This window comes from Bartonella sp. ML70XJBT (assembly GCF_028618425.1).
Lineage (GTDB): Bacteria > Pseudomonadota > Alphaproteobacteria > Rhizobiales > Rhizobiaceae > Bartonella.
The window spans coordinates 52,928-67,017 of record NZ_JAQISX010000010.1 but is presented as its reverse complement, the minus strand read 5'-3'; the positions used below and the strand labels follow the sequence as shown (position 1 = coordinate 67,017).

The window sequence follows — 14,090 nt, the reverse complement described above, 5'->3', positions numbered from 1 at the left end:
AAAGTAACCGTCACGAATGCAAACACAGCTATATTGGCAAATGATAACTCCACGATAACAGTATCCGAAGGGTCATTCGATGGAAAAACCAATGGAGTATATGCTAAACAAGGCAGCTCCATCACTTTAGACGAAAAAACAACCGTCACATCATCTGAAGGTAATGGACTTCATGCAGAAGGTCCAAAAGCCAAAATCACAAAGACGGGTGGAACTGTCAGTGGAAAACAAAATGCATTATTGGCAGAAAAAGGCGGACAGATCGATGTTACAGATGTTGCTTTAACAACAACAGATAGCAAAGGAACTGGTGCTAAAGCCGATGGCGCTGACAGCATGATTACATTAAAAGGCAAAACAACCATTGAAAAAGTTGCCAATGGGCTTGAGGTAGAAAATGGTGCTACAATCAAGATGACTGATGGTTCTATTACAGCCTCTCAAATTGGTGCTGTTTTCAATGATAGTAAGAATGATGAAAACAAGCTGGAAAATGTAACGATATCAAGCGGAAAAGATAATCCCTTGATGGATAAGGGTATAGATGCCGAAAAAAGCTCTGTGACTTTAAACAAAGTAACCGTCACGAATGCAAACACAGCTATATTGGCAAATGATAACTCCACGATAACAGTATCCGAAGGGTCATTCGATGGAAAAACCAATGGAGTATATGCTAAACAAGGCAGCTCCATCACTTTAGACGAAAAAACAACCGTCACATCATCTGAAGGTAATGGACTTCATGCAGAAGGTCCAAAAGCCAAAATCACAAAGACGGGTGGAACTGTCAGTGGAAAACAAAATGCATTATTGGCAGAAAAAGGCGGACAGATCGATGTTACAGATGTTGCTTTAACAACAACAGATAGCAAAGGAACTGGTGCTAAAGCCGATGGCGCTGACAGCATGATTACATTAAAAGGCAAAACAACCATTGAAAAAGTTGCCAATGGGCTTGAGGTAGAAAATGGTGCTACAATCAAGATGACTGATGGTTCTATTACAGCCTCTCAAATTGGTGCTGTTTTCAATGATAGTAAGAATGATGAAAACAAGCTGGAAAATGTAACGATATCAAGCGGAAAAGATAATCCCTTGATGGATAAGGGTATAGATGCCGAAAAAAGCTCTGTGACTTTAAACAAAGTAACCGTCACGAATGCAAACACAGCTATATTGGCAAATGATAACTCCACGATAACAGTATCCGAAGGGGCATTCGATGGAAAAACCAATGGAGTATATGCTAAACAAGGCAGCTCCATCACTTTAGACGAAAAAACAACCATCACATCATCTGAAGGTAATGGACTTCATGCAGAAGATCCAAAAGCCAAAATCACAAAGACGGGTGGAACTGTCAGTGGAAAACAAAATGCATTATTGGCAGAAAAAGGCGGACAGATCGATGTTACAGATGTTGCTCTAACTACAGACGTCAAAGGTGTGGGTGCAAATGCCAATGGCTCTAATAGCACGATTGAGTTGCATGGAAAAACAAAAATTGAAAATGTCTTCGCAACTGGACTTTTAGCAACAGACGGTGGAGCTATTGTTAGTGAAGATTTAACTATCGGTTCTAAAACCCTGAAAGATATTAATATGACAGGAGTATGGGCTGACAGTAATGATAGTAAAATTAATTTAAAGGGTCAAACAACCATTGAAAACGTTGGTATGGGTCTTTTTGCATCCAGTGGGGGTGAAATCGTTAGCGAAGATTTAACGATAATCGGTAATAGTATTCTAGGAATCCACATTGGTGCCAAAACGAGTGACATCGATAGCAGTATTGAATTAAAGGGTAAAACAACCATTCAAAATGTTGATATTGGACTTAATGCATCCGATGGTGGCACAATTAAGATGGGCAATGATGCTAATGATATAAGCTTCACAGATTTTAATATCGATTCAAACGCACAAAATGAGGAAAGAAGAAGAATAGAAGCAGAAGTAATTGCATTGATGGTAGAAAGTGGTGGACATATTGATCTAACAGATGTTTCTGCAACAGCAGGAGTTGTTGGCTTGCAATTCATCACCTATTCTAATGATGCAGATGAATTAGATGATCTACAAAAACTTCAAAGCAATGAGATTAATCTAACCAATACAAAGCTCCATATTGACAATGGTACAGGAGTTCTTGTTGCAGCTTTCGCTGATGAAGACATGGAAAATAATGCGGATCTGTCACTTGGTACAGCCAATATCAAAAATTCAGAAATCCATGCCGATGTGTTATTAGGTGATGGTCTTGCTTTAAAACATGAAGAGGTTTGGACAAACGAAGATGTTAAATTGGTCTCCAATGGCGCGTTCATATTAAATGCAGATCATTCTACTTTAGAAGGAAGAGCAAACATTGCAAAAGACAGAAATGTACGCTTTGATCTGAAAAACGATACAACATGGACGTTGAAGATCAGCAAAAACGAAAAAGATGCTGATGGCAATCTGCTTGATATTGCCCAAAGGTCTCGTTCTGATATCTCCACGCTTAATCTCGATAACAGCTCTGTTGTTTTTGCTGAACCAACACAAGAGCACTATTACCAAACATTGTATATAGGTTCGGGTAAACCAGAAACGCAAGAAGTCTACAATGCAACGGGTGATGCAAAGATTTACTTCAATGCCGAATGGAGTGATGGTAAGCCAATAGCTGATCAAAAAACTGATAGACTTTTGATCAATGGTGATGTGGCAGGAACCACATCAGTTTATGTTACGGGGCGCTTAGAAGACAACAATGTTAAAGAAAATATCTCTGCTGCCTCTAATATACGTGGTCTTTCACTCATCCAAGTTTCAGGAAAAGCAACCGAAGACTCTTTCAAACTGGTCAATGGTTATACCACAAGAGATGGTTCACCTGATAAATATACACTGCGTGCCTATGGACCAGAGTCAAGCCATGGACAAGCCGATATTGCTCAAAGCCTCTTTGATGAAAAGAAGGAGAACTTCTGGGATTTCCGTTTGCAACCAGAACTTCTTGGAACTGGCTCTGGTTCTAGTCCAAGTGTGATTTCCGTTGTACCACAAACAGCAAGCTATTTGGTTATGCCAAATGCTCTCTTTCACGCTGGATTAACCGATATAGCTAAACAAGACCAGTTTTTAGCCACTATGAAAATGTCCATTATAGGACAAGAACAAGGGATAAAGAATGCATTCTTCTTATATACCTATGGTAACACAGCCACCTTATCTTCCAAGCGTGGTCCTCTGGAATACGGTTATGGCGCTAATATCCGTTATGCGGCTCTACAAGCCGGTGTTGTATTGGCAGCAATCGAAGGGCAAAACACCATAACACATCTGGGACTAGGGGGAACCTATGGACGTCTCTCTTTCACTCCAAAAGATATGCAAGATGCTGGGAAAAACACGCTGGATAAATGGGCACTGACAGCTTACGGTAGCATACAGCATAGCAGTGGGTTCTACATCGATGCACTCTTATCCTATGGTATCCTAAAAGGGCATATCGCTAACGCTCTCATTGGAAAAACCGCAAAATTGAATAATGCTAAAATGTTGAGTATCTCCACCACTGTTGGCAAAGAATTTGCAACAGGGGTAGAAGGCTTAACCTTCGAGCCGCAAGCACAAGTTGCTTATCAACACTTGATGTTTAACACTATTGAAGATGCTGATAACCTTACCATTGATATGAAAAATCCTTCTCAATGGTTGATCCGTGTTGGTGGACGTTTGACAAAAACCATTTCCACTGAAAACAATCATCCTATGTCTTTCTATGGAAAAGTCAACTTGATCAAAACCTTTGGTGATGATGGTAGCATTCATATTGGAAGAGATTTTGACCTTGATCCTATGGGACCTGCAATTGAAGGCGGTGTTGGCATCAATGCACAACTGTCTCACAATTTCTCTCTTCATGGTGATGTGAGTTATCAACAAAAACTTCAGAAAACGGGGATAAGTGGTGCAAGTTTTTCAGGTGGTATACGCTATCAGTTTTGAAGAAAAATTTTAACAACAGGTGTATTGTTATTCTGTACACTTCAGCAAACCAAAAAGGCAGCACAATATGCTGCCTTTTTTTTATTCTTGACACTCTTTCATTAAAAGATCGCTTGAATGGGTTTTGTTATTTATCCTCTTAACATTATCTCCATCAAGATTTATTGATTGACAAAACTAGGGATATTGTTTTTGAAGCATACCAGATTGAATGCATTCATCTCTCTTAAACAAAATGTCGCAAAATGCTTCATCTCCAAGTGAAAGAAAAACAAAACTCTCAAAAAAACACCTAGAGATAACTATGCTCAGTCTAGATGTTATTGATAAATCTTGCTTACTTCATAAAATCCCCTTCCCTTTTTCTCAAAGCAAAAAATATTAAGTATTTTTATCTAGAATATCTTAAAAGTGCAAAATAACGAAAGTCGCAATCTTTTAATAAAAGCACAATTTCTCATAAAAGTACTTTTTTATGGACCATAAGTATTATTCATTTCAAAGCTTTCAAGTGTGAAGCTTTTTATGAAATGCGTTTTTCCACTTAAAATAGGCTTTTCTTCCTTTTCACACAAATTCCACAGTATATTTTATTCGTGAATTTATCCATAAAGTTAAGAAGAATTTATTTTGAGAAAATAAACAGATAACAATATCTAAAAAGATAATAATAAAAAGCTCTTTCCTCGCACCCTTGCTCTGTTAATACCCCTCTATTCTTTCAATTAACAAGCTTATTACACTGTCTATAAGGCTTCATTGATACTTCCCTATACCATTTTAGATAAACAATTTGAGAAAGCTCATCCTTCATACCAAGCTCATCTCACCAAAAGAAAATAAAACAATGATAAAACTATCAAGATCAGTATAATGAAAATGAATTTTTAAAGCGCAATAGGATGTTATCAATCTTAAGATAATCTTGTAAAAGCAGAACCTATTTATTCTATTTTTTTATTTTTACCAAACAATGCTATTTTTAAATAGTTTATTAAGGTATAAAACCATTAAATATTATAAAGAAATAATATCTTTAATTATTTTTATAATAAAAATATAATATTACAAAAATATTATTTATACTTTATTTAAAAAAGTAAATATAATTCAAGCTAAATTATATGCTGTTATTTTTAAACATAAACAGAAAATAATTGTAGCTAAAAATATTCTATCGGACATAATAGCTGTGAAAATTTTACGATTTTCCACCTATCATGCTAAAATTAAATCCCTTAAATTTCTTGTTGCAAAAACATATCCAATAGAACTTATGCAATACTTCCTACAAAACATGATAAAAAAATCATCGACGAATATTTAACCATAACGAGAAAAGAGATATATAAATTACTGCCCCTAAAAATGCTTCTACAACTGCCAAAACTGAAGAAGTGAACAGGGTAATCAAATGACTGAAGAGCATAACTATTTATAAATATAAGGTAATTCATTAATTTATAAAGAATATTCGCTGTTTTGCCTATTGAATGAATATCCCCAATACCGTAAGAAATTTTCTCATTTCACCCCTATTCCACGTTGAATCAATCAAACCTCTGTCTTTTGCACCTTACAAGCAAGTAAACTATGTGGAAAAAAACATTAAGAAAAGGCTAAAATAACTTTTTTATGAAGGGTCTCAAGCGTCAAAAGCTATTTTGTAATATTAAAGTCTGGTAAAATATGTAATGAGCTTGCTCTTTTATCAAAAGGCGCCTGCTTTCTTCTTCACAAGTATAAAGAGGATGAAGGGCTCTATGGATTTATCGCCATAGCATTCACGAGCGCCGTCGCAAAATGAGCGTTGGAGCCTTTAAAAAGATCTCTTTGAAATCTCCCTAAATATCCCCCTCATTTCTTCTTATAGCATATCTTTTCCTAGAGCAAAGAAAATAGACTGAGATTTTCTGAGAGAGCCTACAACCCATCTCAACACTATAGAGCTTTTATAACGCTTATTCTGAAATGCTAATTTATACATCGTGTTTTTAGCATAAGTAAACCAAGAAAAATTTTATAAAATTTATTGTTTCATTGCTTTTTATTGATCATGAAAAAACTTTTCTAAAGTAAAACTTTAGCTCATAGAGAAAGCCGCAATTATAATTCGTTTTGTTGTTTACAATAAAAACATAATGATATAAAAGCTGTCTGGGTACTTGCGCCATCAGGGGAATGAAGTAAGCATCAAAGCATACCAAACACTAAAGGCATCTCTATGTGTAAGAAATATATTTATAAGAAGAATCTTTTGTTATGTACAATTGCTGGAACTTTGATTTTTTCTCATTTCGGTTCAACTCATGCAAATACACAACCTCCTGAAATTATTAATGAGTTCAAGCTGGAAAACGGAGAGGAAAAGACCCTTAATAATGTTTTTATCCGCAATGGATTAAGTGCAGTGCACGCCTCTAAAAAAGCAATTGCCACAATTACAGACTCAACAATACATTCAGCTTCGTTTGCCTTTGCTGTATCACAAGGTGGACGTATTAATGCTAAAGGAGTTAAAGTCAATGCCTTGTATACTGGTCTATCGATTTCGAACGGTATCATTAACATTGAAGATTCATTCATAGAAAGCAAGAGAAAAACCGGTGTTATTTTTCACAGCATTTTAGATGCTTTTCTAAAAGATGGTGAAGAAGTTATCAATAAGGCAATTCTAACCAATTCAAAGCTTCTTGTGAAAGATGGTGTTGGTATTTTAGGACCTTCATCTTCAAAGTCTGTTGCCGAAATTCAACTTAGAAATTCAGAAATTCGTGCTGATGTATTATTACAAAATAATGTAAAAAAGAAAACAGATTCAGATCCTCATCCCGTGACTTTTATATTAACTGCCGATAATTCGATTATGGAAGGAAGAGCAAGAACCCTAGCAGTTAATACGACTGTTTTTAATTTAACCAACAAAAGCAAGTGGTATTTAAATGTAAGTCAATATGACATAAATCGTGATTTTAGTACATTTAATTATGCTCTCCACGACATTGAGCAGCGAGCACTGTCTACTGTTTCAGTCCTAAACCTTAATAATAGTTCTATTGTATTTAATCCGCCCCATATGCTAGCAAAAGGTCAGTATCAGACCTTGAGTGTAGGACAAACCATTGAGGTTTCTCATTCACAAGAAAATAGGGACTCTGCTACAAAAACCGTTTACAATGCAACAGGCAATGCAAGGATTTATTTCAATACAGAATGGAGTGATGGTTTAAGAAAAGCACAACAAAAAACAGACCGCCTTCTTGTCCATGGAGATGTCTCAGGCACCACAACAATTAATTTCAATAGTCTTTCAAAAAGCGAGCCACCAACAGCAGAAGCTTCTATTCCCCCAAATATGCGTGGTCTCTCGCTCATACAAGTATCTGGACAGGCAGATAGAAACTCCTTCAAACTAGAAAATGGCTACGTCACAATGGATGGTCTGCCCTATAAATATGTATTAAAAGCCTATGGACCGACATCAAGTCTTGGAAAAGCCGAGAGCACGCAAAGCCATTTAGGAGAAGTATCTCAACAATCAAAAGACAAGAGCGCAAAAACCGACACGATTCCTGTTGTATTAGGGGGAGCTGTTTTAGGAGTTGAGAATAATATAAAAGATGAATCAACATCAAATTCTGAACAAACAAGCAACGGACAAAATCACTTGAGAGAACATCAAAATTTCTGGGATTTCCGCTTGCAAAGTGCAACGCTCGATGATGAAGGAAAGATCAGAGCTCTCGTTCCTCAAATGGCAAGCTATTTGGTCATGCCTAACGCTCTATTCTCAGCTGAATTGGCTGATGTAAACAATCAAAATGCGTTACTGGATACGATGCAAGAAACAGGCTTTGAAACAAAAAATCATAAAAACAAAGGGGTCTTCTTCTCCACTTATGGCAATAAGATGACATTATCCTCCCACCGTACGCCATTACAATATGGCTATGGTGCCGATATTCACTACGCTGCTTTACAAGCAGGCTTTACGTTAGTCGCTCTAGAAGATCAAAACATGACCACCAATTTTGGTCTTTTAGGAACATATGGAAAATTAGCTTTCACCCCAAAAGATATGGAAGGTTCTGACAAGAGTACACTCAATAAGTGGGCACTGACTGCATATAGTAGCCTACATCATCATAATGGGACATATGTCCATGCACTCTTCTCCTATGGAATGCTCAAGGGAGAGATCACCACAGCTCTCATAGGAAAGACAGCAGAATTGACGAACACTGATACATTCAGTGCATCGGCAACCATTGGACAAAAGTTTCAAACCAGTACGAAAGGATTGGCCTTTGAGCCACAAGCACAAGTTGTTTATCAACGTCTTATGCTTGGTACACTCTCAGATATTGATGGATTTGATGTGAATATGGGGAATCCTCATCAATTGTTGGTGCGTGTTGGTGGGCGCTTAACGCAAAAAATAGTTCCTACTGAAGATGGCGGTATTCTTTCTTTTTATGGTAAATTGAATATTATTAAAGCTTTTTCTAACAAGGGCACCATACAGATTGGTGAATCGTTCCACCTTGATACTATGGGAGCAGCCATTGAAGGTGGACTTGGTGTGAATGCACAATTATCACAAAATATTTCCCTTCATGCTGATGTTCATTATCAACAGAAAATTCAAAAAACGGGTCTATCTGGAACAAGCTTTTCAGGTGGGATACGCTATAAGTTTTAAGAAAAAGAAAAAAGCAACTTATGGTCTATTCAATTTAAAAAAAGGCGGCACAATATGCTGCCTTTTTTACATTCTTTCGGCAAGATCTGTCGATAATGGTTCTTTCTATAAGCCTTTCTTAAAAGGATTAATTTTATTCAAACTAAATGCAACAGAATCTTTTGTCTCTCTAATGATGGGTGAATTCTCAAGAAAGTGACCTTTTTGATGTATAAAAATCAAATAAATTCAGTAAAAATTTTTATCTATTAATAAAAAAAATGCAAAATACTTCAGCTTTTTTACATAAAAAATTCATCATGAATAATTCTATATACAAGAAAACCAACTGAAAGCCTTTTGTAAGCGTGCAATAAATCTTCTCCAAAACTTTGGAGCGTTTTTATAACAACAGCTTTAAGCAATAAATATCTAAGCAATAAATATCCTTGTAAAATATTTAATTCTTAGCGCTTTAAAACAAAAATACTTAAGTTAAGCTCAGTCTTCTGAAATCCATCATCGCTGGATTGCACTTTCTATTTTAAAAGTGCTTTTCGGACGAATTTTCAAACGATAAATAACAAAATTTAATATTCGTTTTGTTGTTTACAATAAAAACATAATGATATAAAAGCTTTCCGGGTACTTGCGCCATCAGGGGAATGAAGTAAGCATCAAAGCATACCAAATACTAAAGGCATCTCTATGTGTAAGAAATATATTTATAAGAAAAATTTTTTGTTATGTACAATTGCTGGAACTTTCATTTTTTCTCATCTCGCTCCAACTCATGCAAATATACAACCTTCTGAGATACCTACGATCCAAGTGACGAATGGAGAAGAGAAAAATCTTAATAACGTTTTTATTCGTGGTAAATATGATGCCGTTGTTGCTAAGAAAGGCCATGTTACTATTAACAACTCAATAATGCACTCAGGCTTTACTTTACTTTCTGCAACGTTAGGTGGTCAAATTAATGCTAAAGGAATTATAGGAAGGGCAGAAGAGCGTGGTTTGTCACTTACAAACGGCATAATCCATGTTGAAAATTCAACCATAAACGTCATAGGCCACAGCAAAATCTCTGGGATAAATTTTGGTTATATTCTAAGCTCCACAATACAAGAAGGAGAAGAAGTTGTAAACAAAGCCATTCTTAATAACACAAAACTTCTTGTAAAGAATGGTGTAGGTATTTTCGGACCTTCTTATTCCAAAGCTGCTGCAAATGCGGTGTACTTAAAAAACTCAGAAATTCGTTCTGATATGTTATTAGAAAATGGAGGTTCTCCCTTCACTGAGGTTCAACCTACCACTTTTACATTAGATGCTGATAATTCAATTATGGAAGGAAGAGCTAAAACGCTTCCTCAAAATACAACAATTTTTACCTTAAACAACAACAGCAAGTGGCATTTAAAAATTAGTCTATTTGAATTGGAAAGCAGTTTTAGTCTATTTGATTACAAGCTTCTTGATCTGAAGCAACGTGCACAATCAGTTGTTTCAGTTCTAAACCTTAATGATAGCTCTATCGTTTTTGATGCCCCGCATAAACTAGCACATAATCATTATCAAACCTTGCATATAGGAAGACATCCACAAAAAACAGAGCAAAACAAAAGCTCCAATGCCACAGCAGTTTACAATGCAACGGGCAACGCAAGGATTTACTTTAATACCGAATGGAGTAACGGTCTTCCAAAAGAGCAACAAAAAACTGACCGTGTTCTCATCCGTGGTGATGTTTCAGGCACCACAACGGTCTATTTTAACAGTCTTTCAAAGCACGCAGAATCATTCGATAATGAAAAAGCAAAAGATTCAATTCCTTTGAATGAACGTGGGCTCTCACTTATTCAAGTTTCTGGACAAGCTCATGAAGATTCCTTCAAACTTGCCCATGGTTACACCACACTAGGAGGCTTACCTTATAAATATATACTCAATAGCTATGGACCAACATCCCGCCTTGGGAAAGCGGATAATCAGCAAAGCCTTTTTCCAGAAGATGGAGAATTTTGGGATTTCCGTCTCCAAAATGCTACTCTTGATTTGGTGGAAGAAATAAAAGCTCTTGTTCCCCAAGTAGCAAGCTATTTGGTCATGCCTAACGCAATATTCTCCTCTGGATTGGCTGACATAAGCAATCAAAATACGCTGTTAGATAATATGCACTCAACAGTTTTTGGATTAGAAGGTCATAAAAAGAAAGGCATCTTCTTATCAACTTATGGCAACAAAGTAACGTTATCTTCCAGCCGTAGTCCATTGGAATATGGTTATGGTGCAGATGTTTGCTATGCTGCCTTACAAGCAGGCATGACATTAGCAACGCTAGAAAATCAAAACTTAACCGTAAATTTTGGTCTTTTAGGCACCTATGGAAAGCTCGCTTTTACACCAAAAGATATGGAAGGTTCTGACAAAAGCATACTGGATAAATGGTCCTTTACGGCCTATGGAAATCTCCACCATGACAATGGTCTTTATATTAATGCACTACTCTCTTATGGCGTTTTAAATGGACATATCACAACAGCCCTTATTGGCAACACCACAGAGTTAAATAATACGGATATATTGAATATATCGGCAACCGTTGGACAAAAACTAGCAACCGGTGTTGAAGGATTGTCCTTTGAACCACAAGCGCAACTGATTTATCAACATATTGCATTTGGTACGCTTTCGGATATCGATGACTTCCAGGTTAATATAAAAACACCCCATCAATGGCTGGTCCGTATGGGAGGGCGTTTAACGAAAACCATACTCCCTATTGAAAAAGATCGTGTTCTTTCTTTTTATGGTAAATTGAACGTTATCAAAGCTTTTGGGGAAAAAAGTACAATCGATATTGTTGAACCTTTCCGTCTCGATTCTATGGGCTCTTCCCTTGAAGGAGGACTTGGCATTAACGCGCAACTTTCCAAAAATATCGCACTTCATGCTGACGTTAATTACCAACATAAACTCCAAAAATCTGGAATCTCTGGAGTGAATTTTTCCGGTGGAATGCGTTATCGCTTTTAGAAATCTTAGCTTTCACTTTTAAAACATAAGCAGCACTAAAACGTAAAAAGTGCTGCTTATTTTGACACATTTCCAAAAAATCGTGATGCGTCAAAGAATGGTTCATTTTTTATCAAAACAAAGAAAATATCTTAAGGAACATCTCTATGCATAAGAATCTTTTGTTATGTACAGCCGCTTGTGCTTTGTTTTTTTCTTCTTTTACCTTCACATCGATCAGTACCGCCTCTGGCCTAAGCACTGAGACACGCAATGCCCTTGAAGGAATAATCAAATTACCAGAACAATATCGCTATGCCATTGATGTAATGAGCACACCAACACAAGCCGAAAAAAATCTTGAAAAAATAGCTTTTGGCGCCATGATGGAGAATAATTTGCAAGTACTTCAAAAAAGCTTAGATGAAGCAGACCGTAGAATTAATAGATACGTCTCAGAGGTGGGGCGTTATGACTCTGGTGCACATATAAATGAATCGCAGAAAGCAAGAGATTATATACGTACCCAAGTCATGGCTCAACAACGCGCTCAAGATACACAACTCATGCTACAAGCCAATGCCCAACTTGATCGCTTGCGACAGGACCGGTTGATAAAGAGAGAGAATTTACTACGCGGCTATGAGAAAACACTCTCCGATGCCGCAAAAGCAGCTGCAATCCTTGATGCCGATAACCAACAGCGTATTGATGCCACTCGCCAACAATGGGTAGAGCAAGACAATCGTGAATGGTCCAAACTGCAAAATAAAGCAGAAATATTACATAAAGCAGCAAAAATTGATAGTGCGCTACAAGGACAGAATAAAGAACTTTCCAATACTTTACGCAAAGCAGTCCTCGATACTTTGGAAACCGATGAAACAATAAATGTGGAGAGGAAAAGAGCCCCTGATTCATCTAAAGAGAATAAACACCCTGTTATTGATTCCAAAACAAATACTGCTTCCTCAGCATCAAAAATAGCTCTTAACACATCTGCAGAATCTCATGTGAAATTGCCCACAAAGATTGAGAGCACCCCTATCGCTCACACTGAGAGCACGTCTCAATTTACAGATGATAAAGCAACGACAACTTCTTCTTCTCTTGATGGGGTAACAAACCGCAAAACACTTACACCACAAATAGAAAACTCTTTCGTCATGCCTATTGCAATGTTTGCTGTTGGGGTTTCTGATGCCAACAATCAAAGTATCTTGTTAGACAATATGCAAATAACAATGTTTGAGCCCAAAGAGTATCAAGAGAGAAGCATTTTCTTATCCACTTATGGCAATAAGAACACATTTTTCTCCCGCATTCTTTCAAAACAAGAAAGTGCTCAAACAGAGCAAGAGAGCGTTCCAACAGAACAAGAGAGCGTTCCAGCAGAGCAAGAGAGCGTTCCAGCAGAGCAAGGGAGCATTCATGCGGATATTCGCTATGCCGCATTGCAAGCAGGGGCTACATTAATCGCGCGAGAAAATCAAAATATCAGTAGCAGTTTTGGTTTTTTTGGAACATATGGAAAATTGTCTTTTGCTCCTAAAAATGCAGAGAGCTCTCATAAGAAGATGTTTGATAAATGGTCACTCACCGCCTATGGAAATATTCAGCATGACAGTGGAACCTATGCAAGTGCTTTCCTCTCTTATGGAATTTTTAAAGAAAATATGAGAAAAGAATTCATCCAAGATACCCCCAAAGTAAAAAATAGTAAAATATTAGGGGCCGCAGCAACTGTTGGTCAAAAACTATCCACCGGTTTCGAGGGGGTTATCCTAGAGCCACAAGCACAACTTGTTTATCAGCGTCTCATACTTGGTGTCTCCTCAGATAATAACGCTTCATCTAATAACTCTTCCTCAAATGACAACAGTTCTTCAGATGAAGAAAATTCCAAAATAAACATAGGCAATCCTGATCAATGGTTGCTACGTATTGGCGGGCGTTTAACGCAAAACAAAGGCCGTGTCCTTTCCTTCTACGGCAAACTGAATCTGATCAAAACTTTTAGTAAAAATTTTCAACTTGCTGCTATGGGATCGTTAGTCGAAGGTGGCTTTGGTATTCAAGCGCACTTATCGCCAAATATCGAGCTTCATAGTGATCTGAGCTATCAACATAAATTCAAAAAAGTTGGCATCTCTGGAATAAATATTTCTGCAGGAATGCGCTATCACTTTTAAAAATACTTGTATTCTATCTTGAAATATAAAGTACTCTCATTATGTTTCGTTTTGTCTCTTACAAAAGAGACATAATGAGGTCAAAATTTTATATTTTATGAGGGGAAAAATATTTAGGAATACATCTATATGAAAAAAAATGTTTTACTATACACAGTTTCTAGTGTTCTGTTTTATTCTTCCACCAGCTTGTCTTA

4 protein-coding genes are annotated in these 14,090 nt (G+C 36.8%); all 4 read left to right on the top strand.

From position 1 onward, the window contains the following. Positions 1-3,999 (top strand): autotransporter outer membrane beta-barrel domain-containing protein (locus tag PVV65_RS05315; protein WP_342752506.1); only part of this gene is annotated, 3,999 nt, incomplete at its 5' end. 2,224 nt (positions 4,000-6,223) lie between these two features. Further along, on the top strand, positions 6,224-8,701 hold the full coding sequence (locus PVV65_RS05310) for an autotransporter outer membrane beta-barrel domain-containing protein (protein ID WP_273789465.1): 2,478 nt from the start codon (positions 6,224-6,226) through the stop codon (positions 8,699-8,701). 687 nt (positions 8,702-9,388) lie between these two features. Then, a complete protein-coding gene (locus tag PVV65_RS05305; RefSeq protein WP_273789464.1) occupies positions 9,389-11,722 on the top strand; it encodes an autotransporter outer membrane beta-barrel domain-containing protein in 2,334 nt (777 codons plus the stop codon). Between the two features lie 146 nt (positions 11,723-11,868). Further along, positions 11,869-13,893, top strand: a complete 2,025-nt coding sequence (locus PVV65_RS05300; RefSeq protein WP_273789463.1) for an autotransporter outer membrane beta-barrel domain-containing protein — start codon at positions 11,869-11,871, stop codon at positions 13,891-13,893. The last annotated feature ends 197 nt before the right edge of the window (positions 13,894-14,090 follow it).

Excerpts from the sequence above, each read along its gene's own strand:
- PVV65_RS05300 (WP_273789463.1), top strand. The coding sequence starts at position 11,869 with ATGCATAAGAATCTTTTGTTATGTACAGCCGCTTGTGCTTTGTTTTTT.
- PVV65_RS05310 (WP_273789465.1), top strand. The coding sequence starts at position 6,224 with ATGTGTAAGAAATATATTTATAAGAAGAATCTTTTGTTATGTACAATT.
- PVV65_RS05305 (WP_273789464.1), top strand. The coding sequence starts at position 9,389 with ATGTGTAAGAAATATATTTATAAGAAAAATTTTTTGTTATGTACAATT.